A 23517-nucleotide genomic window follows, 5' to 3' on the forward strand; every position below is an offset into this window, starting at 1 on the left:
CGCGGTGAGTGTTTGTTTAGAATTGAAGTGCGGCGCCCAGGTAAGCACCATCAAGCAGCGTATGATTAGGCGTACCGGATTTACCATGAACGCTAATATGACGGTAACCCGCTTTGAGTTTCACCTCATCTCGTACCTGCCAGGCCAACCCTGCATCAACTTCAACATAGTTTTCGACGGCATTGTTCAGGCCACGTGGCGCGGTATAACCTTCACCATAGGCATACACCTCATCGCTAAAATGGACACGAACCCCGCCACCAATCGGTGCCGCAAATCCATTATCACCTTTCTTAGGCGCCATATAGATGGCCTTGGCACCTGCGTAAAGATCGGCTTTACCCAGAGACACCTGATAACCCAGGCCGACACCGCCAGAATTACGGCCATCATTATAATTGTTAGCCCAGTTTGCAGTATAAAAAATACCGGTCGGCTCTGGCGCAATCAGTGCATTTAACTCCGTATGTTGTGTACCTAACTGAGCGCCAATTTCAGCTGCGTTAGCACCAACAGAAAGAGTTGAAAGAATTGCCACTACTGTGAGTGTTTTTTTAAACATTTGTTATCACCTAATCTACATTAAAAAAAAGAAGTCAGAACCTTAAACAAGCTCTGTCTGGTGGCTTATTTTAGGGGGCGATGTTATATGAAGTTCAAACAAACAAGAGATCCTCACTCACCATACTCTCATTCATTAATCAGCGAGGTGGCAGCTGCGCACGCTATAAAATGACGTGTGTTTAAGTTCCATCTATCTTTTCGCACTAGAATGCCTTTTTATTTTCACCGAAACCAGTGAGGAAACCATGTTCCCGGAAGAAAATATCAGACGTCCCAGAAAACCAAACTTTATCCGTTATCTTTTTCTGTTCAACCTTTTATTGCTGCCCCTTTTCATGATTGTGGCACGCCTGGTCTGGGGACAGGATTTCTTTTCTGTTTCCCCCAATGGCGCTTTGTTCTGGCCGGGCGCTGTCTCGCACGTTTTGTTGCTGGGCGGGGTTTGGTTGTTTTTAGATGTTCTGTTTATGATTTGGTTTTACCTTACCAACAAAAAAAACTGAGGAGCAACGCTCATGCTGTTATTTATTTCATGGCTATTTGCATTAGTTGGCAGTGAATTACTGCTGTTACAGATCAATTCAGTGAGCATTATCATGCCTCTCTTATATTTATCTATGGGGATAATGTATTTATATCAAAAGAATAAAATAAGGAATATGTTATGGCTGGATGCAAACTTAAAAAAAACACGCATCCTCAACCTCAAGATTCTGTTTGTGGCGGCGCTTAGCATTATGTTATCTATCGTCGCGCATATCAATTTCGCCATTAACTCCTTGCTTATCATGCAATGGTTAAAAGCATAGTTTATGCGATGTCCATATCTTTATTCTGTGCCCCCATCATCAACCACGCTGCGCTTTAAAACCTAAATACAGCAGATATCAGGTTGAATATCTATGTTTAGAGGATTTATGCGCAAGAAAAGTATTAGAGTGATGAAGCGTTGTATTTTTATCCTTTTGGGCTTCACGCTTTGTGCAATGACAGGCCTGTTTTATTGGGTACAGCGTAGCGGCGAACTCCAGCCCTGGCACACTTTTGTCCCTAATGAATTACGCGAAAACGAGATCGATCGGGCCGACTGGGATGACTATATCAATGCTGAAAACGCCCTCTTCATGGAGGTGCATAACAATGTCGTTATGAAGCAAACCGATCAGGATACAACGAGTTTAAATCGTTATAACCCGTCAAGCCCGGTATTTCCGGACACCCTTCCCACAGACTGGAATCGATCCTACATCATGCGCCCACAGGCGGAACCGAGAGGGGCTGTCGTGTTACTGCACGGACTTACGGACTCCCCTTACAGCCTGCAGCATATTGCCCGGCTCTATCAAAAAGAAGGGTTTGTCGCCATCGGGATCCGTCTACCTGCCCATGGAACCGTACCCGGGGCATTAACGGATGTAAAATGGCAGGACTGGCTGGCAGCAACGCGTCTTGCGGTGCGCGAGGCAACAAAAATGACCCATGCGGATGCGCCGCTGCATATTGTTGGCTTTTCCAATGGTGGGGCGCTGGCCATGAAATATGCCATCGATGCCCTTGATGATGAGAGCCTGAAGAAGCCACAACAAATTGTCCTGATTTCTCCCATGATAGGCATAAGCCGCTTTGCTCGGTTTTCGGGAATGGCCGAATGGACAGCCTTTCTCCCGGCCTTTTCTCGTGCGGCCTGGTTAGGTCTGGTACCAGAATTTAATCCTTTTAAATATAACTCTTTTCCCGTGAATGGTGCGCGGCAGGCTTATCTTCTGACTGAGACATTGAAACGGGATCTTACGCGGCGCAAGTCATCGGCTGGCTGGAAAGATCTTCCTCATGTGCTTACGTTTCAGTCCGTTCTTGATTCCACAGTCAGTACCCGGGCAGTGCTGGACGTGCTCCATCACAATCTACCGGATAACGGTAGCGAACTGGTGTTGTTTGATATTAATCGTGCGGTCAATTTTCGTGCACTGTTTCGCCACTCTTCGGATCGCGCGCTATCACACTTACTGGCAACACCACAGCGTACTTACACGACGACTATCGTCAAAAACGCCTCTTCAGAGAGTATGAACATGGTCGCTTCGACGCACTTAGCGCACTCAACAACAGCAGACGTGCAGCCCCTGAATGTGCGCTATCCGAGAGATGTTTTTTCACTCTCTCATGTCGCCCTCCCGTTTCCTGTCCATGACTCCTTATATGGAAGTGAACCCTATGAACCGAATCACTATGGTCTGAGTCTGGGTGTTTTACGCGTCAGAGGGGAGCGAGCGGTACTGCTGGCAGATATGGACTCCTTAATGCGTATCACCTCGAATCCGTTCTATCCCTATCTGATTGAAAGGATTGCTGGCGTCATAAGATAATGGAAGAGGCGTTTTTTAACGTCAGCTCATCGTTGGGGATAGATGAAATAAAAGACAATCGGCGCCAGAGTATAACATCCGTTATTCTTCGCCTCTTTCACCACTATCCCCATTGAATCGCTGGCTGCCGGTTAATTTGTCACTCCGGCAGCAGCCCCACAAAACTGCGTTTTTTGCGCGGCTCCGACATCAGCTCTTCGAGCTTATCCACGCAGGCCAGGTAGTGCGGCGTTTTTTTATGCGCCAGCACCGCCTCTTCGTCTTTATAGGCCTCGTAGATAAAGAACCGGGTTTTCACCCGGGGGTCCTGCAACACATCAAAACGCAGGTTTCCCGGCTCCTGAATTGCGCCCTCGTGGTTGGCGCGAAACACCTCCAGAAACTCGTCCACCCGCTCGGGTTTGATGTTGATCTCCACTAACGTCACGTTCATTTCGCTTCTCCCTGTTTCTCTTCCTGCCAGAACTGGAACGCCTCCCGGGCGCTCATGTTCTCGTGAACCACTTTCTTCACCGCCTTCAGCATGGCGAGCGGCGCGCTGGACTGGAAGATGTTGCGCCCCATGTCCACGCCGGAGGCTCCCTGGTCAATCGCGCGCCAGCACATCTCCAGTGCCTCGTGCTCCGGCAGCTTTTTCCCCCCGGCGATGACGATCGGCACCGGGCAGCTGGCGGTCACTTTTTCGAATCCTTCATCCACATAGTAGGTTTTAACAAACTGCGCCCCCATTTCGGCGGCAATACGGCTGGCGAGCGAGAAGTAACGCGCATCGCGCGCCATCTCCTTGCCGACGCCCGTCACCGCCAGCACGGGCATCCCGTAGCGTGCCCCCGCATCCACCAGCTTGATGATGTTATTGATCGACTGATGCTCGAATTCACTGCCAATGTACACCTGCGCCGCCACCGCACAGACGTTCAGGCGCAGCGCGTCTTCCATTGCCACTGCCACGCACTCGTTCGACAGCTCGCCCAGAATTGAGTTACCGCCGGAGGCGCGCAGGACCACCGGTTTATTGGTGGCGGCCGGTACGGTGCTGCGCAAAATACCGCGGGTACACATCAACACGTCGGTTTCGGCGAACAGCGGCGCGATAGAGAGATCGATACGCTCAAGACCGGTGGTCGGCCCCTGGAAGTAACCGTGGTCAAAGGCCAGCATCACCGTGCGGTTGCTTTTTGGGTTGAAGATGCGCGAAAGCCGGGACTGCATGCCCCAGTCCAGCGAGCCACAGCCCTTCAGGGTGAACGGTACATTTTGCTGCGGTGTACCGATGCCAAAATCCTTACCGTCTTTGATGTCGTCTAAATCAGCCATTTGCTCCCCCGTCAGAAATCGTATTTGTTGATGTTCTCTTTGGTGAACACCACGCGCTCTGGCAGCAGCACGATGCCGTTGCCTTTTGCTTCATACTGGTAGCCCTGGACGCTGTTCGGCTCGACCTTCAGCGTACCGATATCTTTTACCTCCACGCTGTCGCCGACGTTAAGATCGCCTTTTTTCAACAAACGATCGGCGACATTGACCGCAATTTTGCCCTGTTGCACCACATCCCACAGGCCGAAGGCTTTAACCGTGCCGCGCTCGACGTACGGACGCATGACGTTAGGCGTACTGAATCCGACAATCGCCACCCCTTCCCGCTTCAGGTTTTCCGCCGCCTGCGCCGCGGCAGGCAGAGCGTTGGCATCCGGGGCGATGATCGCATCCAGATCCGGGTACGCTTTTAAGATCCCTTCGGCGGTTTGCAGGGATTTGGTGGCGTCGTTATAGCCAAACTGGGTGGTCACAATCTGCCACTGGGGATGATCTTTTTCGATTTTGGCCTTCGCCTCTTTCACCCACTGGTTCTGGTCGGTGACGGTCGGGCTGGAGTAGAAGAACGCCACTTTGGCATTCGGTTTTGTCACCTGCTTCCCGGCCATCTCCACCAGCAGGCCACCGAGCTGCTCCGGGGTACCCTGGTTGATGTAAATGCTGCGGCACTCCGGTTTGGTGTCGGAATCCCAGGTCAGCACTTTGACGCCGCGCTGCATGGCGCGCTTCAGCGCCGGGCAGAGGCCTTCCGGCGACACGGCGGAGACAATAATGGCGTTATAGCCCTGATTGACGAAGTTATTGATGAGCTGCACCTGGCCGGAGACGCTCGGCTCGGTGGGGCCGTCGTAAGTGACGTCCACGCCGAGGTCTTTCCCCGCCTCTTTCGCGCCATTGCCGCCGCTGGTGAAGAAGCCCACCCCCACCAGCTTCGGGATAAAGGCGATGCGGTCCGCCGCCTGCGCCGAGGCGAAGCTGAGGGCCATTGCCAGGACTATCAGTTTTGTTTTCATCTTACGCTCCGGATAGTTTTCTAAAGAGAGAACGCACCCATTCACGGTGCAGACTCAGCGAACGTCCCATCACCACCACAACCAACAGCGCCCCTGACAGCGCGCTCGACACCTGGTTGGGTATGCCGACCATCTGTAACCCCTGCTGCAGGTACCCCACCAGCAGCGCTGCCAGTGCCGTACCGATAACCGAACCTGACCCACCATAAATATTCGCCCCGCCGAGTACGGCAGCGGTGAGGGCAGGCATCAGCAGATCGCGCCCCAGATCCGAGCGCGCGGAACCGAAATAGGAGACCATCACCAGCGCGGCAATGGCCGAGGCGATGCCCACCAGGCCATACAGCGCGTAGGGCATGCCGTTAACCGACAGCGCCGCATAGCGCGCGGCGCGCGGGTTCTGGCCGATTAAGAACAGATGCCGCCCAAAGCGCCCGCGGTGGGTAATCAGCCAGAAGAAGAGCGTAATGAGCGCAAACAGCACCAGCGGAATGGGCAGACCTGACACGGTCAGGTTAGCGAACGCGGTAAAGCTGTCCGGGAAGCCGCCGATGCCCTCATAGCCCGTCGCGCCCGCCATGCCGGAGAGCAGCAGCGCCCCGCCGCCGTAGAGGTAGAGCGTGCCGAGAGTGATAACTAAAGGGCTGATACCCGTGTAGTGGATCAGCGCCGCATTCACCAGCCCGCACAGCAGGCCCAGCAGCAGCGTCAGAGGAATGGCGACCGCCATCGGCCAGCCCGATTGCATCATCACCCCCAGCGCAATGGCGCACAGGCCAATGGTTGAACCGAGGGAGATATCGATCCCGCCGCTGATAATCACCAGCGTCAGCGGCAGCGCCACAATGCCGATGCAGATAAAATCGCTGGTGCTGAACAGCAGCATGTTGATGTCGAGCATCCGCGGGTTGATGGCGCCAAAGAGCAGGATCTCCAGCACCAGTAAGATCAACAGCGCGCTTTCCCAGTTAAGCTTCATTTACGCCACCTCTTTTTTGCGTTTGGGAAATGGGGTGACATGCTTTCCCCCTCTGTTACCCGGCTGGAAGCGACCGTATTTCAGCGCCCGCTGATGACGCGCCAGCGCCTGGCGCAGACGCCCGTCGAGCACCAGCACGCCCAGCAGCACCAGCCCGGCGATAAAGTCATTCCACCACGCCGGGAGCTTAAACAGCACCAGTACGGTGTCGATTTGCGTCAGGAAAAAGGCCCCAAGCAGTGCGCCAATCAGCGTGCCCGTCCCGCCCAGCAGCGAAATGCCGCCGAGCACGCAGGCGGCGATGGCTTTCATCTCCAGCCCGCTCCCGGTCTGGTTTGGCACAAAGCCAATCTGCGCGGCAAAGACAATCCCGGCGCAGGCCGCCAGCATGCCGTTGAGAGTAAAGGCGATCATCCGCGTGCGGTTAACCGCCACGCCCAGCTGGCGCGCGGCGGCAAGGTTATCGCCCACGGCATAGAAATCGCGTCCAAACGCGGTACGCGAGAGCGCCCACGCGCCGATGGCGGCCAAAAACAGCACCACCATGCCGAGCGGCGAAATGCCCACGGCTACGGGTTCAGAGAGGGATTTCAGCCCCGGCGGTAACCCTTCAATCCACTTTCCACCGGTCCAGAGCAGCATCGCCCCGCGATACAGCCCCAGCGTGCCGAGGGTGGCGACAATCGCCGGGATGCGCAGCGCCACCACCAGAAACCCGTTGAACGCCCCTGCCAGCGCGCCGACAGACAGCGCGAACAGCATCGATACCGGCAGGCTGTAGCCATTGTTCAGCGCCACGCCGACGGCGATGGCGGAGAGCCCCACGGTGGAGCCCACGGAGACGTCAATATTGCGGGTCAGCATCACCAGCGCGGCGCCAAGCGCCAGCAGGATCAGGATTTGCGCGCTGGCGAAGATCATCCCCAGCGTCTGAAGGCTCAGGTACGCCGGATTAAGCGCCACCAGCACGGCAAACAGCGCCAGAATGGCGAGAAACGCGCTCAGCTCGCGGTTTTTCAGTAACGTCTTCATGATTGTCCTCCGAACGCCAGCGCCATCATCCGCTCGAGGCTGACGGCATGGCGCGGCAACTCGCCGCTGAGCACGCCCTGGTGCATGACCAGCACGCGATCGGCAAGGCCAGGAAACTCATCGAGATCGCTTGAGATCATCAGCACTGCCACGTTCTGCGCGGCCACGCTTTTGATGAGCTGGTAGATATCGGCACGTGCCGACACGTCCACGCCGCGCGTCGGTTCATCGACGATCAGCAGTAACGGGTTGGCTTCCAGACAGCGGGCCAGCAGCACTTTCTGCTGATTCCCGCCGGAGAGGGTGCGCACGGTTTGATCCGCATGGTTGAGTTTGATCCCCAGCGCACGGTGGTAACGCTCCACCACCGCGGACTCCCGCTTGCGCTGCTGCCAGAGAGACGGCTCGTTCAGCGCCACGGTGTTCCAGCGGATGGGTGCATCCAGGAACAGGCCGGACACCTGCCTGTCTTCCGGCAGATAAACCAGGCCTTTGTCCAGCCGGGCGCCCACACTCTCGTGAGTGATCTCCTGATTCTCCAGCCAGACCCGTCCGCCACGCACCGGACGCAGGCCGTAGAGCGTCTCGGCAAATTCGGTGCGCCCGGATCCGACCAGCCCGGCCAGACCGACGATCTCGCCTGCATAGATCTCAAGCGAGAGATCGATAAACCCCTCCCCGGTAAGATCGTCCACGCGCAATACCGGAAAATCCTGCGGCTGGGTGCGACGGTTTCCTGGCAGCGCCAGCCACAGTTTTTGCGCATCGCTTAAGCCTTTCTCCCGGCTCACCGGCGTCATGGCGGCAATCAGCGCGTTATCGTCGAACTGCGCGGTTTCCCCGCTGAGCACTACGGCACCGTCGCGCATCACCGAGACGTGGCTTGCCAGCTGGCGGATCTCCGGCAATTTATGCGAGATAAAGACGATGCCGACGCCCAGATCCTGCAGGGCGCGGATCTGGCGAAACAGACGTTCGGTTTCACCCGGCGTAAGGGAGGCCGTGGGCTCGTCGAGGATCAGGATCGTTGCGTTACGCATCAGACCGCGCAGGATCTCCACCATCTGCTGATCCGCCACTTCCAGCGTGCTGGCGGTGGCGTCGAGATTTAGCTGGCACTGCAGCTGCTGCAGCTTCTCCGTCAGCCGATTCTCTCTTTCCCGTTCACGCGGCAGGCGGAAAAGGATGTTTTCCCGCACCGTCAGATTGGGGAACAGGAGCGGTTCCTGAGGCACCAGATAGATACCTAACTTATGGGCCTGCACGGGCGTGAGCCGCGCATATGAATGACCTGCTACGGAAAGTTCACCGCTGTCCGGCGTCTCCACCCCGGCGATGATCTTCATCAGCGTCGATTTACCCGCGCCGTTCCCGCCCATCAGCGCATGCACCTGGCCCGCAAGCAGCGTGAAATCAATGCCTTTCAAAACCGGCACCCCGGAAAACTGCTTGCAGATGGCTCGTGCTTCGATAAGTGGGGTCATCATCGCTCCGCTATTGAACAAATGATTTTTAGATTTAATAATGTTCAAAAGCGTAGACGGTGAACTATATTTACAACCGTGCAGGGATCACAGTTTTATCGATTAAGATCCATCTGAGAAAGAAACTATCTAAATGATCCGTTTTGCCGCGTGGCTCACACTTTCGACCTGCGCCGTCACGAACATATGATCTAAATTTTTATAAGAGTTCAATTATGAGCGATAAACGCACTGCGGAAGAAGGTCGGTTTGCCGGGCTGGCACTGGCGGAAGAGGAGCTGGTTGCCCGCGTGGCCTGGTGTTACTACCACGACGGATTGACGCAAAACGACATTGGCGAACGGCTCGGCCTGCCGCGCCTGAAGATCTCTCGCCTGCTGGAGAAAGGTCGCCAGTCAGGGGTGATCCGCGTGCAGATCAACTCCCGCTATGAGGGCTGTCTGGCACTGGAAACCGAACTGCAGCAGCGCTTTGGGCTAAAGCTGGTGCGCGTACTGCCAGCACTGAATACCCCGCCAATGAACGTGCGGTTAGGCATTGGTGCCGCGCAGTCGTTAATGGGCGTGCTGGAACCCGGCCAGCTGTTAGCGGTGGGATTTGGTGAAACCACCATGAGCAGCCTGCAACATTTAAGCGGCTTTATCAGCTCGCAGCAGATCCGCCTGGTGACGCTCTCCGGCGGCGTGGGGCCCTATATGACCGGTATCGGCCAGCTGGACGCGGCATGCAGCGTCAGCATGATCCCCGCCCCGCTTCGCGTCTCCTCCGCCGAGGTGGCCGGGATCTTAAAACGTGAAACCAGCGTGCGGGACGTGATCCTCGCCGCAACGGCCGCCGACGTGGCGGTGGTCGGGATTGGGTCCGTGAACCAGCGTCGTGATGCAACGATATTGCGCTCAGGCTACATCAGCGAAGGTGAACAGCTGATGTATGCCCGTAAAGGGGCGGTCGGCGACATTCTCGGTTATTTCCTCACTGCCGAAGGAGAGTGCGTTGAGGAGCTGGAGATCCATAAAGAACTGCTGGGCGTCACGCTTGATGAACTGGCGCAGTTACCTACCATCGTCGGCGTGGCTGGCGGTGTTGAGAAAGCCGATGCGATTTACGCCGCACTGAAAGGTCGCCGTATCAATGGCCTGGTGACGGAAGAGACAACAGCCCGCGCGGTGCTGGCCCTGACGTAACGGGGTAAGCCCTGCGCTAACAACGAGGCAAACTCATGAGTTACCTTTTAGCGTTAGATGCAGGGACAGGCAGCGTGCGTGCCGTTATTTTCGATCTGCTGGGCAACCAGGTTGCCGTGGGTCAGGCCGAGTGGCAGCACCTGAGCGTGGAAAATGTGCCGGGCTCGATGGAGTTCGACCTCAATACCAACTGGCGGCTCACCTGCCAGTGCATCCACCAGGCGCTGGATCGCGCGCACCTGAGCGCGGCGGATATCCAGTCCGTCGCCTGCTGCTCCATGCGCGAAGGGATCGTGCTGTATGACCGCAACGGTGAGGCCATCTGGGCCTGCGCCAACGTCGACGCCCGCGCCAGCCGCGAGGTGGCCGAACTCAAAGAGATCCACGACAACCAGTTTGAATCCGAAGTGTACGACGTTTCCGGCCAGACCCTGGCCCTGAGCGCCATGCCGCGTCTGCTGTGGCTGGCGCACCATCGCCCGGATATCTATCGCAAGGCTGCCACTATTACCATGATCAGCGACTGGCTGGCGGCGAAGCTCTCCGGCGAGCTGGCGGTCGATCCATCAAATGCGGGCACTACGGGGATGCTGGATCTCTTCTCCCGCGACTGGCGGCCAGCACTGCTGGATATGGCCGGGCTGCGCGCCGATATCCTCTCTCCGGTGAAAGAGACCGGCACCGTGCTGGGCGCTATCACTAAAGAGGCCGCGCAGCAGAGCGGCCTGCGTGAAGGCACCCCTGTGGTGATGGGCGGAGGCGACGTGCAGCTGGGCTGTCTGGGGCTGGGCGTGGTCCGCGCCGGGCAAACGGCGGTGCTGGGTGGTACCTTCTGGCAGCAGGTGGTCAATCTGCCGCAGGTGCGCACCGATCCTGAGATGAATATTCGCGTGAACCCACACGTTATCCCCGGTATGGCGCAGGCGGAGTCGATCAGCTTCTTCACCGGCCTGACCATGCGCTGGTTCCGCGACGCCTTCTGCGCAGAAGAGAAGCTGATCGCCGAACGTATGGGGATGGACACCTATTCCCTGCTCGAGGAGATGGCGAGCCGGGTGCCCGCGGGTTCGCATGGCGTGATGCCCATCTTCTCCGACGCGATGCATTTTAAGCAGTGGTACCACGCCGCCCCGTCGTTTATTAACCTCTCCATCGACCCGGAAAAGTGCAACAAAGCGACGCTGTTCCGCGCGCTGGAAGAGAACGCGGCGATTGTCTCGGCCTGCAACCTGGCGCAAATCTCACGTTTCTCCGGCGTTAACTTCGAGAGCCTGGTGTTTGCCGGAGGCGGTTCGAAGGGGGCGCTATGGAGCCAGATTTTAAGTGACGTCACCGGTTTGCTGGTGCGCGTACCGGAAGTGAAAGAGGCGACGGCGCTGGGTTGCGCCATTGCCGCCGGAGCCGGGGCCGGACTGTTTGCGGATATGGCCACCACCGGCGAGCGGCTGGTGAAATGGAGCCGCGAGTTTACCCCGAACCCCCAGCACCGGGCGCTGTACGATGGCATGATGCAGAAGTGGCAGGCGGTGTACGCCGACCAGCTCGGTCTGGTGGACAGCGGGCTGACGACGTCAATGTGGCAGGCACCGGGGCTGGTGCGTTCCCCCTCACCCCGCCCCTCTCCCTAAGGGCTGAGGGTTCCCCAGAAAAATGAAAAGCACGATGAAGTGTGATCTACTGGTTGCGCTAACAAATCAGAAGAGACCTCATCGTGCCTTTACAGACAGTCTGCCAGAAATTTTTCTCCGCGTCTTTACCGGACGTTCACAGCTTCCGGATTAATGTCCTTGTTTCCATGGCCGTTGCCCTCACGCACGGTGCGGATCTGACCCTGACCAGCCTTGGTCGCACTCTTCCCGGCAGGGCGCACGTCAAAAATAAAATTAAACGTGTTGACCGTGCCCTGGGTAATACCGCCCTTCACCGGGATATTCCCCGTATTCAGCACCTGCTCACACATACCATCACCTCCCTGATGCCCTTCTGTGTGATTGCTGTCGACTGGACAGGCTGGCATGACAGGAACTGGTATCTTCTGCGGGCAAGCCTGGTCTGTAATGGTCGCTCACTGCCGCTTATGAGTGAGGTTGTCCCCGCAGAGCTGGCGCAGAACAGCGATGTACAGTGCCGCTTCCTTGACCGCCTGCATGATGCCATCCCGAAAGATAAAGCCGTCACCATCATTACGGATGCAGGCTTCCGGACAGACTGGTTCCGGCATGTCAGCCAGCTGGGCTGGAGCTTCACCGGCAGGGTCAGGGGCTGCATCAGCTTCCGGCTGGACGGAGATAAAAAATGGATGAAAATCAGTGAGCTTGAGGCTACCGGACAACCGGTCTGCGTGGGTTACGGTGTCCTGTCCCGTAAACCACGAACGCCCTGTTACGGCCGGTTCTATCTGCATAAGCGCCCTGACGCAGGGCGTCAGGGAAAAGGGGGGATGCCGAAAACACAGCGGGAACACCGCAGTAGCGCGCGGGAGCCCTGGCTGCTGTTCAGTAATGCAGAGGGACTGGAGCCGCACCAGATAATGGCCCTGTACAGCCGCAGAATGCAGATAGAACAAAACTTCCGGGACGACAAAAGTCCACGCTTCGGGTTCGGTCTGAGGCTGAGCCGGAGTCAGGGAAAAGGGCGACTGGAAGTGCTGAATATGGTCGCGGCAATGGCAAGCCTGGTGATGTGGCTGGCAGGTTACAGGGCAGAAAGGCAGTGTTTACACTGGCACTATCAGGCAAGCAGCATCAGGCACAGACGGGTTCTGTCATACCTGAGTCTGGCAGAAGAAGTCATCCGGCATGAGCCCGGGAAAGTGAGACGGCTGAATATAGTTAACGAGATGAAAAAGCTGGGAAAAGAGTACAGTAATATGGTCATGGTTGCATGACCATATTACTGGGGATCCCTCAGCCCTGTGGGAGAGGGTTAGGGTGAGGGCATTATTTGAATCCCATCACAATCACTGCATTCCCCTTTTCCCTTTTACTTTCTGCTGGCTAAATTAGTAACTCATCCGACCACATAACAATAATTTTACACTGGAAGAGACTATGAGCCGCTACCCGTCGCTATTCGCCCCCCTCGATCTGGGGTTCACAACGCTCAAAAACCGCGTGTTGATGGGCTCAATGCATACCGGGCTGGAGGAGCATCCGGACGGGGCCGAGCGTCTGGCGGCCTTTTATGCCGAACGCGCGCGCCACGGGGTGGCGCTGATCGTCACCGGGGGTGTGGCTCCCGCGCCATCAGGCGTGGGGATGGAAGGCGGAGCGGTGCTTAACGATGCGTCACAACTGCCGCACCATCGCATTGTGACCGATGCCGTTCACAGCGAAGGCGGTAAAATTGCCCTGCAAATCCTGCATACCGGGCGTTATAGCTATCAGCCCAATCTGGTGGCACCGTCGGCCATTCAGGCACCGATTAACCGCTTCAAGCCGCATGCCCTCAGCCACGATGAAGTGCTGGTGCTGATTGACGACTTCGCCCGCTGTGCGGCGCTGGCGCGTGAAGCGGGCTATGACGGCGTCGAGGTAATGGGCTCCGAGGGCTATCTGATTAACGAATTCCTCGCCGCCCGCACTAACCAGCGTGACGACGAATGGGGCGGCGATTATGCGCGACGTATGCGCTTTGCCGTCGAAGTGGTACGCGCCGTGCGCGAACGTGCGGGCGCTGACTTTATTATCATCTTCCGCCTGTCGATGCTGGATCTGGTGGAAGGCGGCGGGACGTTTGACGAGACCGTCCAGCTAGCGCAGGCGATTGAAGCCGCCGGTGCTACCCTCATCAATACCGGGATTGGCTGGCACGAGGCGCGTATCCCGACTATCGCCACGCCGGTACCGCGCGCGGCATTCACCTGGGTTACGCGCAAGCTGAAAGGCAAAGTGTCTGTTCCGCTGGTGACCACTAACCGTATTAACGATCCGCAGGTGGCGGATGATGTCATCTCACGCGGCGATGCCGATATGGTGTCGATGGCGCGTCCGTTCCTGGCAGATGCAGAACTGCTTTCCAAAGCGCAAAGCGGGCGTGCGGATGAGATCAACACCTGCATCGGCTGTAATCAGGCCTGTCTGGATCAGATCTTCGTCGGGAAAGTGACCTCCTGCCTGGTTAACCCCCGCGCCTGCCATGAAACCAAAATGCCGGTGCTCCCGGTAGACAAATCAAAACGCCTGGCGGTTGTCGGGGCGGGCCCCGCGGGGCTGGCGTTTGCGGTAAATGCGGCGTCGCGCGGGCACAGCGTGACGCTGTTCGATGCCGCAGGCGAAATTGGCGGGCAGTTTAATATTGCCAAACAGATCCCCGGCAAAGAGGAGTTCTATGAAACGCTGCGCTACTACCGCCGGATGATCGAGCTCACGGGTGTGGATCTGCGGCTCAACCAGTGGGTAAGTGCGCCAGATCTGCTGGATTACGACGAGGTGATCCTGGCGAGCGGGATCGCCCCGCGCACGCCTGCGATCGAGGGTATCGATCATCCTAAGGTGCTGAGCTATCTCGATGTGCTGCGCGATAAAGCGCCGGTTGGGGAAAACGTCGCCATTATCGGCTGCGGTGGGATCGGCTTTGATACCGCCATGTATTTAAGCCAGCCAGGCGAGGCCACCAGCCAGAACATTGCCGAATTTTGCGTGGAATGGGGCATCGACACCAGCCTGAGCCAGTCCGGCGGCCTGCGCCCGGAAGGGCCACAGCTGCCAAAAAGCCCACGGCAGATCGTCATGCTGCAGCGCAAAGCGAGTAAGCCGGGTGAAGGACTGGGGAAAACAACCGGCTGGATCCACCGCGCCACCCTGCTTTCGCGCGGCGTGAAGATGATCCCGGCGGTGAGCTATCAGAAGATCGACGACGACGGCCTGCACGTCACGATCGGCGATGAGCCACAGCTGCTGCGCGTGGATCATGTGATTTTATGTGCCGGGCAGGAGCCAAAGCGCGATCTGGCGGATCCGCTGCGTGAGGCAGGTAAAACGGTACATTTGATCGGCGGGTGCGATGTGGCGATGGAGCTGGATGCGCGGCGGGCCATTGCGCAGGGCACCCAGCTTGCACTGGTTATTTAGCGACGACGTCCCAGCTTCACCGCTTTCAGCACCACGAACTTGTTGTTGGTGGCGATGGTGACGCAGTTACCGAAAATCTTCTTCAGCTTGTGGAAGTAGTCCAGGTGACGGTTCGCCACAATATACAGCTCGCCGTTGATTTTCAGGCAGCGGCGCGCATGGTGGAACATCTCCCACGCGACGTTATCCGTCAGGGCGTGCTTCTGGTGGAACGGTGGGTTGCAGAACACGGCGTTGAAGCGGAAAGGCTCTACGCCGGACAGCGCGTTATTGATCATAAACTCACAGCGATCCAGCGCCTCTGGCATGTTGGTTTCCACGTTCAGACGGCTCGACGCCACCGCCATTGGCGATTCGTCGCTGAAGACCACGCTGACTTGTGGGTTCTTTGCCAGCAGCGTCAGGCCAATCACGCCGTTACCGCAGCCGAGATCCACAATCTCCCCTTCCAGATTTTCCGGCAGATGTTCAATAAAGAAACGTGCGCCGATATCAAGGCCGGTACGTGAGAAGACGTTCGCATGGTTGTGGATGGTCCAGTCGGTACCTTCCATCTTCCAGCTCAGCGTCTCTGGCGCGTCAGCCAGTTCCGGCGCGCTGAAGGTACAGTTGATCAGGCGCGCTTTTTTCCAGGCCAGCGTGGTGGTGGTCGGGCCCAGCACTTTCTCGAACAGATCCAGCGTTGAGGTATGAATATCACGCGCCTTCGCGCCCGCGATGATGCGCGTCTCTGGCGTGACGACTTTCCGTAATGCACGCAGTTGCTGCTCCAGCAACGCCATGGTTTTTGGCACTTTGATCAGCACCACGCCCGGCGCCTGCGGGTAGTCTGCGGTGCTGTCGAGGAACTTCACGCTGGATTCATCGAGATCGTTGTGACGCAGATTTTCACGCGTCGCCAGCTCGCTTAAGTATGAATCGCCAATGCTGTAAGGCGTGTGCGCCGCCAGGGCGCAGCCCAGCGCTCCGAAGGCATCATTCAGGATCAGAACCGGGCCGCGAATTTCAGTGTCATCCAACTGTTGCAGCAGATATTCATCCGCCGCTTCCCACGCCTGAAGCGGGTTAACGTCGTCCGTCTCCGGGAAACGTTTAAGGTTGAGTGAACGGAAACCGTTGTCTAAGTGGCTCATCGGCCCTCCTGAATGGTAAAATTTGGCGTTATCCCTGAAAAGGGTGCGTGAGTATACCCGTTTTCAACTTATTTTGGGGTTTTGATGAACCAGCTGACTTATCTCCAGGGCTACCCGGAGCATTTGCTCTCCCAGGTACGCACGTTAATTGCCGAGCAAAAACTGGGGGCGGAGCTGGAAAAACGTTATCCCGGCACGCACGATGTCGCGACCGATAAGGCCCTCTGGCAGTATACGCAGGATCTCAAAAACCGGTATCTGAAGAGTGCACCACCCATCAATAAAGTGATGTACGACAACAAGATCCACGTGCTGAAAAACGCGCTCGGCCTGCATACGGCCATTTCACGCGTACAGGGCGGTAAGCTAAAAGCAAAAGCCGAGATCCGCGTCGCCACCGTCTTTCGCAACGCACCGGAAGCCTTTCTGCGGATGATCGTGGTGCACGAGCTGGCGCACCTGAAGGAAAAAGAGCATGACAAGGCGTTCTATTCCCTGTGCTGCCATATGGAGCCACAGTACCATCAGCTGGAGTTTGATACCCGTTTGTGGCTTACGCATTTATCGTTAAAGAGTAATGCGCAGTAGCGCACTGGTTTTGCAACAATCACGTGCTACAGTGGCTAAAGGTTCCCCGCTATGGAGTACGTAAACGTTTATGATACGTTTCGCAGTCATTGGTACGAACTGGATCACGCGCCAGTTCGTCGACGCCGCCCACGAAACCGGCAAACTTAAGCTCACCGCCGTCTATTCCCGCAGCCTTGAACAGGCGCAGGCCTTCGCGAACGATTATCTGGTTGAACATCTGTTCACCTCGCTTGATGAGATGGCGCAAAGCGACGCCATTGACGCGGTCTATATCGCCAGCCCGAACGCCCTGCACTTCCCGCAAACCCGGCTCTTCCTCAGCCACAAAAAACATGTCATTTGCGAGAAGCCGTTGGCCTCGAATATCGAGGAAGTGGAAGCCGCCATTCAGTGCGCCCGCGACAACCAGGTGGTGCTGTTCGAAGCGTTCAAAACCGCCAGCCTGCCGAACTTCCTGCTGCTACAGCAGTCTTTGCCGAAGGTGGGCAAAGTGCGCAAAGCCTTTATTAACTACTGCCAGTACTCGTCGCGCTACCAGCGTTATCTGGACGGCGAAAACCCGAACACCTTTAATCCGGCCTTCTCCAACGGCTCGATTATGGACATCGGTTTCTATTGTCTGGCCTCTGCGGTTGCCCTGTGGGGCGAGCCGCACGGCGTAACGGCCACTGCCAGCCTGCTGGAGAGCGGTGTGGATGCGCACGGTGTCGTGGTGCTGGATTACGGTGATTTCAGCGTCACGCTGCAGCACTCCAAAGTGAGTGACTCCGTCCTGCCAAGTGAAATTCAGGGTGAAAACGGATCGCTGGTTATCGAGAAGATCTCCGAATGCCAGAAGCTGAGCTTTGTGCCACGCGGCGGTAAAGCGCAGGAGCTGACGCAGCCTCAGCATATTAACACTATGCTCTATGAGGCAGAGGTCTTCGCCCGTCTGGTGGAAGACAACGAAGTGAATCACCCGGGGCTTGCGATAAGCCGCACCACGGCGAAGCTGCAAACGGAAATCCGTCGCCAGACCGGCGTGGTTTTCCCGGCTGACGGCGTGAGCACAGAAGCTATCGCGTAAAGCTGTGTAATGAATGGCTGAGGACCATTGACGAAACTGATGGTCTGACATATTTTGTTACGAGCAAAGGGGAGTAACTTCCTTGCCGGTGGATCGTCATTACGATGCGTGCAAAACCGCATCCGGTCGCCGGGCAACCTTCGTGGTTGTAAGTGAGACCTTGCCGGAAGGCGAGGTCTATGCATAAAAAGCTAACGGCTATCGTCTTCTGACCATGGCCGTTTTTGTTTTTTATGTGTAAGGAAAATAGTATGCATTCTGTCGGCACTCCAATGTTGTGGGGCGGATTCGCGGTTGTCGTGCTCATCATGCTGGCAATCGACCTCTTTTTGCAGGGCCGTCGCGGCGAGCACGGTATGAGCGTCAAGCAAGCCGCCGTCTGGTCGCTGGTGTGGGTATCCCTCTCACTCCTTTTCTGCGCCGCCTTCTGGTGGTATCTGGCCTCGACCGAAGGCCGTGCGGTGGCTGATCCTCAGGCGCTCGCCTTCCTCACCGGTTATCTGATTGAAAAAGCGCTGGCGGTTGATAACGTCTTCGTCTGGCTGATGCTGTTCAGCTACTTTGCCGTGCCTGCTGCCCTGCAGCGTCGCGTGCTGGTTTACGGCGTGCTGGGGGCAATCGTCCTGCGTACCATCATGATCTTCGCCGGAAGCTGGCTGATAACCCAGTTCGAATGGCTGCTGTACGTCTTTGGCGCGTTCCTGCTGTTCACCGGGGTTAAAATGGCGCTGGCGAAAGAAGACGAAACCGGTATTGGTGATAAGCCGCTGGTGAAGTGGATCCGTGGTCATCTGCGCATGACGGACAAAATCGAGAGCGAGCATTTCTTTGTCCGCAAGAATGGCCTGCTGTTCGCCACCCCGCTGCTGCTGGTGCTGATTCTGGTGGAGCTGAGCGATGTGATCTTCGCCGTGGACAGTATCCCGGCTATCTTCGCCGTCACTACCGACCCGTTCATTGTGCTGACCTCTAACCTGTTCGCTATTCTCGGTCTGCGTGCGATGTATTTCCTGCTGGCAGGCGCGGCTGAGCGCTTCTCAATGCTGAAGTACGGTCTGTCGGTGATCCTGGTGTTTATCGGTATCAAGATGCTGATTGTCGATTTCTACCATATCCCGATTGCCATCTCGCTCGGCGTGGTGTTTGGCATTCTGCTGGTAACGCTGATTATCAATACCTGGGTTAACCGCCAGCACGATAAAAAGCAGCAGGCGTAGTGCGTTTTGCCGGGTGGCGCAGCGCCACCCGGCACTTTCGTTAATCAATAGTTAAAAAACATGACGCAACACGTAAAATCCAGCATTTTACTCTTCCGCCTTTCCTCGCTTTCCCTGATACTCAACCAGGCAAACAAATACTTACATCCGGACATAAATGTGCCTTAGAGCACAGCCAGGATGGAACGCAATTTCACTCAGGAATAACGTATGAGCACACAATCACGCGGTCTGTTCGCGCGCCTGGCGCAGGGCAGCCTTGTAAAACAAATTCTGGTCGGGTTGGTACTGGGTATTCTGCTGGCAATGGTGTCAAAACCTGCTGCAGAAGCCACGGGGCTGCTTGGAACCCTTTTCGTTGGCGCACTGAAAGCCGTGGCACCGGTACTGGTTCTGATGCTGGTCATGGCGTCGATTGCCAACCACCAACACGGACAAAAAACCAACATTCGGCCGATCCTGTTCCTGTATCTTCTGGGCACCTTCTCCGCTGCATTAACCGCCGTGGTATTTAGCTTCCTGTTCCCGTCTACGCTGCACCTGACCAGCGCGGCCGGTGATGTCACGCCGCCATCCGGGATTGTGGAAGTGCTGCGTGGCCTGCTGATGAGCATGGTCTCTAACCCAATCACGGCGCTGATGAACGCAAACTACATTGGCATCCTGGTCTGGGCAATTGGGCTGGGCTTCGCGCTGCGTCATGGTAATGAGACCACGAAAAACCTGGTTAACGATGTCTCGAACGCCGTGACCTTCATGGTGAAAATCGTTATTCGCTTCGCCCCAATCGGTATTTTTGGTCTGGTCTCCTCTACGCTGGCAACCACCGGTTTTGACGCGCTGTGGGGCTACGCCCAGCTGCTGATCGTCCTGGTTGGCTGCATGCTGCTGGTGGCGCTGGTAGTTAACCCCCTGCTGGTGTTCTGGCAGATCCGCCGCAACCCGTATCCACTGGTAATGACCTGCCTGCGTGAAAGCGGCGTGTACGCCTTCTTTACCCGCAGCTCTGCAGCTAACATTCCGGTTAACATGGCGCTGGCGGAAAAACTGAATCTGGATCGTGATACTTACTCCGTGTCGATCCCGCTGGGTGCAACCGTGAACATGGCGGGCGCGGCGATCACCGTCACCGTGCTGACTCTGGCGGCAGTGCATACGCTGGGTATCGCGGTGGATCTGCCTACGGCGCTGCTGTTGAGCGTGGTGGCCTCGCTGTGTGCCTGTGGCGCATCCGGCGTGGCGGGCGGCTCTCTGCTGTTGATCCCGCTGGCGTGCAATATGTTTGGTATTCCGAACGAAATTGCCATGCAGGTGGTCGCAGTCGGCTTCATTATCGGCGTGCTGCAGGATTCCTGTGAGACGGCGCTGAACTCTTCTACCGACGTGCTGTTCACCGCTGCGGCCTGTCAGGCGGAAGATGCGCGTTTAGCGAAGAACGCATTACGAGGTTAACAGCAAAACGGCAACCCTGAGGTTGCCGTTTTTAGTGTTTGTCCCCTCTCCCGTGGGAGAGGGTCAGGGTGAGGGCACCAGCCCGCACCCAACTTACAACGTCACCCCACTCTTAAAGATCGCCAGCTCACGGAAGTCGTTTTTCTCGTTGCAGGTCTGCTTGCCGTTGGCAAATTCCACAATACTGTCCACAAACTCCGTCAGCAATTCAGGCATTGCTTTACCGTGAATGAGCTGACCGGCATCAAAGTCGATCCAGTGCTTTTTCTTCGCCGCCAGTTCACTGTTGGTGGCAATTTTGACCGTCGGGACAAACCCGCCGTACGGCGTACCGCGGCCGGTGCTGAACAACACCATGTGGCAGCCGGCACCGGCCAGCGCGCTGGTGGCAACCGCATCGTTCCCCGGGGCGCTCAGCAGATTCAGTCCGTGGGTTTTCAGGCGTTCGCCGTAGCGCAGGACATCCACCACCTGGCTGGCGCCCGCTTTCTGGGTACAACCCAGTGACTTCTCTTCAAGCGTGGTGATCCCACCCGCTTTGTTACCCGGCGACGGGTTCTCATAAATCGGCTGGTTATGAGCGATGAAGTACTGTTTGAAATCATTCACCATGGTGACCGTTTTCTCAAACGTCGCTTCATCACGGCAGTGGCTCATCAGGATACGCTCGGCACCGAACATCTCCGGCACTTCCGTCAGCACCGTCGTTCCCCCGTTGGCGATCACATAGTCCGAGAAGCGGCCCAGCATCGGGTTCGCGGTGATGCCGGAAAGACCGTCCGAGCCACCACACTCCAGCCCAAACTTAAGCTCGCTCAGCTTGCCCGGCTCACGTTTATCGTGACGCATCGCCTCATACAGCTGGTGCAGTTGCTCAACGCCCGCTTCCACTTCATCATCCTGATGCTGACACACCATAAAGTGCACGCGCTCAGGGTCAAACTCGCCCAGCGTCTCCCGGAAGGCATCCACCTGGTTGTTCTCGCAGCCCAGGCCAATCACCAGCACCGCCCCCGCGTTCGGATGACGCACCATGTTTTGCAGCATGGTACGGGTGTTGATGTGATCGTCACCCAGCTGTGAACAGCCGTAGGTGTGGCTGAACAGGTGCACGCCGTCAATGCCTTCGGCATCGTGAGTCTCTTTCAGGAAACGCGTCTGGATTTGACGCGCGATCCCGTTCACGCAACCGACTGTCGGGAGGATCCAGAGTTCGTTGCGGATCCCTACCTCACCGTTGGCGCGGCGGTAGATCTGCACCTCACGATCTGCCGCCTGCTCCTCTTGCGCATGGAAATCAGGTTGATAGCTGTACTCGTCCAGATCGCTCAGATTGGTGCGGGTATTGTGGGAATGAATGTATTCACCCGGCGCAATATCCGCCAGCGCATGGCCAATCGGTAAACCGTACTTCACCACGTTCTCCCCTTTCATAATGGGGATCAGGGCAAACTTATGTCCACGTCCAATGGCCTGGCGCAACGTGACCGATTGATTACCGAAAGTGACCTCTGTTCCTTCGGTCAGATCTGCCAGCGCGACGCCGACGTTATCCAGCGAATGGATTTTGATGTAGTGCATATCAACCTCAAACGGGCTTAGTTCAGTTCAATGGCGAAGTAGTCACGCGCATTGTTAAAGCAGATGTTTCTCACCATCTCGCCGAGCAGCTGGATATCCGCCGGTGCTTCGCCCGCGTGCACCCAGCGGCCAATCATCTGGCACAGAATGCGGCGGAAGTATTCGTGGCGGGTGTAGGAGAGGAAACTGCGGCTGTCGGTCAGCATGCCGACAAAGCGGCTTAACAGACCCAACTGCGCCAGCTGCGTCATCTGACGCTCCATGCCATCTTTCTGGTCATTGAACCACCAGCCGGAGCCGAACTGCATCTTGCCCGGCATCCCTTCCCCCTGGAAGTTGCCGATCATGGTGCCCAGCACTTCGTTATCGCGCGGGTTCAGGCAGTAGAGAATGGTTTTGGGTAGCAGATTTTGCTCGTTCTGTTTGCTCAGCAGTTTAGAGAGCGCTTCGGCCAGCGGACGGTCGTTGATGGAGTCAAAGCCCACGTCCGCGCCCAGCAGTTTGAACTGACGCTGGTTGTTATTACGCAGCGCGCCAATGTGGTACTGCTGCACCCAGCCGCGACGGGCATATTCAGCGCCAAGGAAGACCAGTACCGCAGTTTTGAACTGGGCGACTTCATGTTCGTTCAGGGCTTCACCGGAGAGACGGCGCGCCAGAATGCTATCCAGCTCGGCTTCGTTAGATTCTGCAAACAGCACCACATCCAGCGCATGGTCAGAGACTTTACAGCCGTGTGCCGTAAAGTGATCCAGACGTTTGATCAACGCGCTCTGCAGGTCCGCAAAACGACGGATGTCGGTGTCAGAAACCTCGCCCAGCTTCACCATATAGTCGCTAAAAGTGTCGAGTTCGATGTTAAAGGCTTTATCCGGACGCCAGCTTGGCAGCACTTTGATATCAAACGCGGTGTCTTTTGCAATGACCGCGTGATGTTCAAGCGAGTCGATCGGGTCGTCGGTGGTGCCCACCATCTTCACGTTCATCTGCTTCATGATGCCGCGCGCGGAGAAGTTATCCTGTGCCAGCAAGTCGTTGCACTGCTCCCAGATCTCATCCGCCGTAGCCGGTGAAAGCAGCTTACCGGTAATGCCAAACGGACGGCGCAGTTCGAGGTGCGTCCAGTGATAGAGCGGGTTACCGATGGTCTGCGGCACGGTAGCCGCCCAGGCATCAAATTTCTCGCGGTCGCTTGCGTCGCCGGTACACAGGCGTTCAGCGACGCCGTTGGTGCGCATGGCGCGCCATTTATAGTGATCGCCCTTCAGCCAGATGTCATACAGGTTTTTAAAACGGTAATTGTCGGCAACCTGCTGCGGCGGTAAATGGCAGTGGTAATCAAAAATGGGCTGGTCTTTTGCGTAGTCGTGATACAGGCGGCGGGCAAATTCAGTGTCTAACAGAAAATCGTCGGTCATAAACGGTGTCATTATCGTCTTCCTCGTAACGGGAGCGGCAGAAAGCTT

General features: G+C 56.8%; 21 protein-coding genes. 11 read left to right on the top strand and 10 right to left on the bottom strand.

Going from position 1 to position 23517, the window contains the following annotated elements:
• Positions 1-16: 16 nt before the first annotated feature.
• Positions 17-562: a YfaZ family outer membrane protein gene (locus ACQG22_RS20425; protein ID WP_013098838.1), complete on the bottom strand. Its 546-nt coding sequence runs from the start codon at positions 560-562 to the stop codon at positions 17-19.
• Between the two features lie 247 nt (positions 563-809).
• Here ACQG22_RS20425 and ACQG22_RS20430 point away from each other — a divergent pair, with 247 nt between their 5' ends.
• The 3 genes from ACQG22_RS20430 (at position 810) to ACQG22_RS20440 (ending at position 2930) form a co-directional block, all read left to right on the top strand.
• Complete coding sequence (locus ACQG22_RS20430) at positions 810-1067, top strand: hypothetical protein (RefSeq protein ID WP_045902634.1); 258 nt, start codon at positions 810-812, stop codon at positions 1065-1067.
• Between the two features lie 12 nt (positions 1068-1079).
• Complete coding sequence (locus ACQG22_RS20435) at positions 1080-1373, top strand: hypothetical protein (protein ID WP_058661859.1); 294 nt, start codon at positions 1080-1082, stop codon at positions 1371-1373.
• 108 nt (positions 1374-1481) lie between these two features.
• Positions 1482-2930, top strand: a complete 1449-nt coding sequence (locus tag ACQG22_RS20440; protein WP_058661862.1) for an alpha/beta hydrolase — start codon at positions 1482-1484, stop codon at positions 2928-2930.
• 139 nt (positions 2931-3069) lie between these two features.
• On the opposite strand, the gene lsrG is transcribed toward ACQG22_RS20440, so the two are convergent.
• Genes lsrG through lsrA form a run of 6 tightly spaced genes read right to left on the bottom strand, consistent with a single transcriptional unit; the run spans position 3070 to position 8755 of the window.
• Positions 3070-3363, bottom strand: coding sequence for a (4S)-4-hydroxy-5-phosphonooxypentane-2,3-dione isomerase (lsrG, locus tag ACQG22_RS20445; protein ID WP_013098845.1), 294 nt, complete (start codon positions 3361-3363; stop codon positions 3070-3072).
• Positions 3360-4247 carry a 3-hydroxy-5-phosphonooxypentane-2,4-dione thiolase gene (lsrF, locus tag ACQG22_RS20450; protein WP_029883832.1) on the bottom strand — a complete coding sequence of 296 codons (888 nt, stop codon included), beginning with the start codon at positions 4245-4247 and terminating at the stop codon, positions 3360-3362. Before lsrF ends, lsrG begins: the two co-directional genes overlap by 4 nt.
• Before the next feature lie 11 nt (positions 4248-4258).
• The gene (gene lsrB, locus ACQG22_RS20455) at positions 4259-5260 is read right to left on the bottom strand and encodes an autoinducer 2 ABC transporter substrate-binding protein LsrB (RefSeq protein ID WP_369706778.1); all 1002 of its coding nucleotides are present in this window, start codon (positions 5258-5260) and stop codon (positions 4259-4261) included.
• A gap of 1 nt (position 5261) precedes the next feature.
• Entirely contained in the window at positions 5262-6239 is a 978-nt protein-coding gene (gene lsrD, locus ACQG22_RS20460; protein WP_057071600.1) for an autoinducer 2 ABC transporter permease LsrD, read from the bottom strand.
• Positions 6240-7271: an autoinducer 2 ABC transporter permease LsrC gene (gene lsrC / locus ACQG22_RS20465; protein WP_129327523.1), complete on the bottom strand. Its 1032-nt coding sequence runs from the start codon at positions 7269-7271 to the stop codon at positions 6240-6242. It lies immediately after the preceding gene.
• Positions 7268-8755, bottom strand: a complete 1488-nt coding sequence (gene lsrA, locus ACQG22_RS20470) for an autoinducer 2 ABC transporter ATP-binding protein LsrA (RefSeq protein ID WP_129327549.1) — start codon at positions 8753-8755, stop codon at positions 7268-7270. Before lsrA ends, lsrC begins: the two co-directional genes overlap by 4 nt.
• Positions 8756-8970: 215 nt before the next feature.
• Between lsrA and lsrR the strand changes: the two genes are divergently transcribed.
• The 4 genes from lsrR (at position 8971) to ACQG22_RS20490 (ending at position 15011) form a co-directional block, all read left to right on the top strand.
• Positions 8971-9939: a transcriptional regulator LsrR gene (gene lsrR, locus ACQG22_RS20475; protein ID WP_013098851.1), complete on the top strand. Its 969-nt coding sequence runs from the start codon at positions 8971-8973 to the stop codon at positions 9937-9939.
• Positions 9940-9974: 35 nt separating this feature from the next.
• Positions 9975-11567, top strand: a complete 1593-nt coding sequence (gene lsrK, locus ACQG22_RS20480; protein ID WP_369706779.1) for an autoinducer-2 kinase — start codon at positions 9975-9977, stop codon at positions 11565-11567.
• Between the two features lie 83 nt (positions 11568-11650).
• Positions 11651-12826: an IS4 family transposase gene (locus ACQG22_RS20485; protein ID WP_038418736.1), complete on the top strand. Its 1176-nt coding sequence runs from the start codon at positions 11651-11653 to the stop codon at positions 12824-12826.
• 163 nt (positions 12827-12989) lie between these two features.
• Positions 12990-15011 (top strand): NADPH-dependent 2,4-dienoyl-CoA reductase, encoded by a 2022-nt coding sequence (locus ACQG22_RS20490; RefSeq protein WP_058661947.1) that lies wholly within the window; start codon positions 12990-12992, stop codon positions 15009-15011.
• Here ACQG22_RS20490 and rlmG read toward each other — a convergent pair.
• On the bottom strand, positions 15008-16144 hold the full coding sequence (gene rlmG, locus ACQG22_RS20495; protein WP_058661946.1) for a 23S rRNA (guanine(1835)-N(2))-methyltransferase RlmG: 1137 nt from the start codon (positions 16142-16144) through the stop codon (positions 15008-15010). The two genes, ACQG22_RS20490 and rlmG, sit on opposite strands and share 4 nt — an antisense overlap.
• A gap of 84 nt (positions 16145-16228) precedes the next feature.
• Between rlmG and ACQG22_RS20500 the strand changes: the two genes are divergently transcribed.
• From ACQG22_RS20500 to sstT, 4 genes are all read left to right on the top strand, one after another.
• Positions 16229-16732, top strand: coding sequence for a YgjP-like metallopeptidase domain-containing protein (locus tag ACQG22_RS20500; protein ID WP_369706605.1), 504 nt, complete (start codon positions 16229-16231; stop codon positions 16730-16732).
• A 70-nt stretch (positions 16733-16802) separates the two neighbouring features.
• Positions 16803-17801 carry a Gfo/Idh/MocA family protein gene (locus tag ACQG22_RS20505; protein ID WP_013098856.1) on the top strand — a complete coding sequence of 333 codons (999 nt, stop codon included), beginning with the start codon at positions 16803-16805 and terminating at the stop codon, positions 17799-17801.
• 251 nt (positions 17802-18052) lie between these two features.
• Positions 18053-19018 (top strand): TerC family protein, encoded by a 966-nt coding sequence (locus tag ACQG22_RS20510; protein WP_013098857.1) that lies wholly within the window; start codon positions 18053-18055, stop codon positions 19016-19018.
• A gap of 210 nt (positions 19019-19228) precedes the next feature.
• Entirely contained in the window at positions 19229-20470 is a 1242-nt protein-coding gene (gene sstT, locus ACQG22_RS20515) for a serine/threonine transporter SstT (protein ID WP_013098858.1), read from the top strand.
• A 93-nt stretch (positions 20471-20563) separates the two neighbouring features.
• Here the strand turns inward: sstT and ACQG22_RS20520 are convergent, their stop codons facing one another.
• Together ACQG22_RS20520 and uxaC are read right to left on the bottom strand one after the other, a co-directional pair.
• A complete protein-coding gene (locus ACQG22_RS20520) occupies positions 20564-22051 on the bottom strand; it encodes a UxaA family hydrolase (protein WP_013098859.1) in 1488 nt (495 codons plus the stop codon).
• A gap of 17 nt (positions 22052-22068) precedes the next feature.
• Positions 22069-23481, bottom strand: coding sequence for a glucuronate isomerase (gene uxaC, locus ACQG22_RS20525; RefSeq protein WP_058681005.1), 1413 nt, complete (start codon positions 23479-23481; stop codon positions 22069-22071).
• Positions 23482-23517 lie beyond the last annotated feature (36 nt).

The organism is Enterobacter cloacae complex sp. 309I3 (assembly GCF_050031595.1).
GTDB lineage: Bacteria > Pseudomonadota > Gammaproteobacteria > Enterobacterales > Enterobacteriaceae > Enterobacter > Enterobacter cloacae.